At 67.2% G+C, this 1,535-nt stretch carries 1 protein-coding gene; it reads left to right on the top strand.

Translation table 11 applies throughout. The features are described 5' to 3' along the window. Positions 1-54 precede the first annotated feature (54 nt). Positions 55-1,535 (top strand): amino acid adenylation domain-containing protein (locus tag AB0B50_RS44635; RefSeq protein WP_362343865.1); only part of this gene is annotated, 1,481 nt, incomplete at its 3' end.

Raw genomic sequence — 1,535 nt, 5'->3', positions numbered from 1 at the left:
CTCGTCGAACTCCTCAACCCCCACCGCACCACCAGCCACCACCCCCTCTTCCAAATCGCCCTCGTCCTCCAGAACACCACCCAAGGCGACTTCGATCTCCCCGGCCTCCGCGTGCGGCCCAAGGAAGTCGGAATCGGCAGGTCCCGTTTCGACATGCTGTTCAGCCTGGCCGAGCGGGACGACGACCACGGGATCGCCGGAACCGTCGAGTACTCGACCGATCTCTTCGACCGCGCGTCGATCGAGGGTCATCTCGCCCGTTGGATCGGGCTGTTGGAGCAGGTGGTCGCGGATCCGTCATTGTCGATCGGCGACGTGAAGGTGATCTCAGAGGCCGAGCGTGAGCGGATTCTCGGGGCATGGAGCGGCCCGGTCGTCGGAGTGCAGGAACTGAGTCTCGTTGATCTCTTCGAGAGGTCTGTGCGGGAGGCTGCGGAGTCGGTCGCCGTGGTGTGTGGAGGGCGGTCGGTCTCCTATGGGGAGTTGAACGGTCGCGCCAACCGCCTGGCCCGGTGGCTGGTTTCCCAGGGAGTGGGACCGGAGAAGCTGGTGGGCGTCGTCCTCCCGCGTTCCGTGGAGATGGTGGTCGCGTTTCTCGCCGCGCTCAAGGCAGGCGGGGCGTTCGTTCCGGTGGACCCGGAGTACCCGGCGGAGCGCAGGAACTACCTGCTGGCGGATGCCTCACCTGTCGTGGTCGTGGACGAGGAGACTCTCGCCCGGAACTTGTCCGGCTTCTCGGACGAAGACCTGAACGTGACGGTCGGCACGGGCTGCCCGGCGTACGTGACGTACACGTCCGGCTCCACAGGAGTGCCCAAGGGAGTTGTGGTCTCCCACAGCGGAGTGGCGAGTCTGGCGCACACCCAGAGGGAGCGCCTCGGGGTGAGTTCCGCAAGCCGTGTGCTGCAGTTCGCATCGCCGAGTTTCGACGTGGTGGTGTGGGAGCTGGTGATGGCCTTCTCGAACGGCGCCACGCTCGTCGTACCCGATGGGAAAGGCCTGTTCGGCGACGCACTCGGGGACTTCCTGGCCGTCGAAGGCGTGACGCACGCGCTGATCCCGCCATCGGTGGTTGCCACCATTCCGGCCAACTCCGCAGAGAAGATCACGGATTTGGAGTGCCTCATGTTGGGCGCCGAGGCGGCGCCCTCCGAATTGGTGACCCGGTGGTCGGTGGCGGGCCGGCGCGTGGTGAACGGGTACGGCCCGACCGAGTCCACCGTGTGCGTCACGATGAGCGGGGAGTCGACGGACGGCACGTTCCCGATCGGCACCGCGGTGGCGAACACCAGGGTGTTCGTGCTGGATTCGGCGCTTGAGCCGGTACCCGTGGGCGTGGCCGGCGAACTGTATGTGTCGGGCTCGGGCTTGGCTCGGGGGTATGTGGGGCGTCAGGCGCTGACGGCGGAGCAGTTCGTGGCCTGTCCGTTCGCGGCGGGCGAGCGCATGTACCGCACCGGCGACCTGGTGCGCTGGCGTGGCGACGGCCAACTGGAGTTCGTCGGCCGCGCCGACGACCAGGTCAAACTCCGAGG

It is taken from the genome of Streptomyces sp. NPDC041068 (assembly GCF_040647455.1).
Taxonomy (GTDB): domain Bacteria; phylum Actinomycetota; class Actinomycetes; order Streptomycetales; family Streptomycetaceae; genus Streptomyces.
Note: the sequence above shows the minus strand (reverse complement) of the source record. Positions and strands in the feature narration are given on the sequence as shown.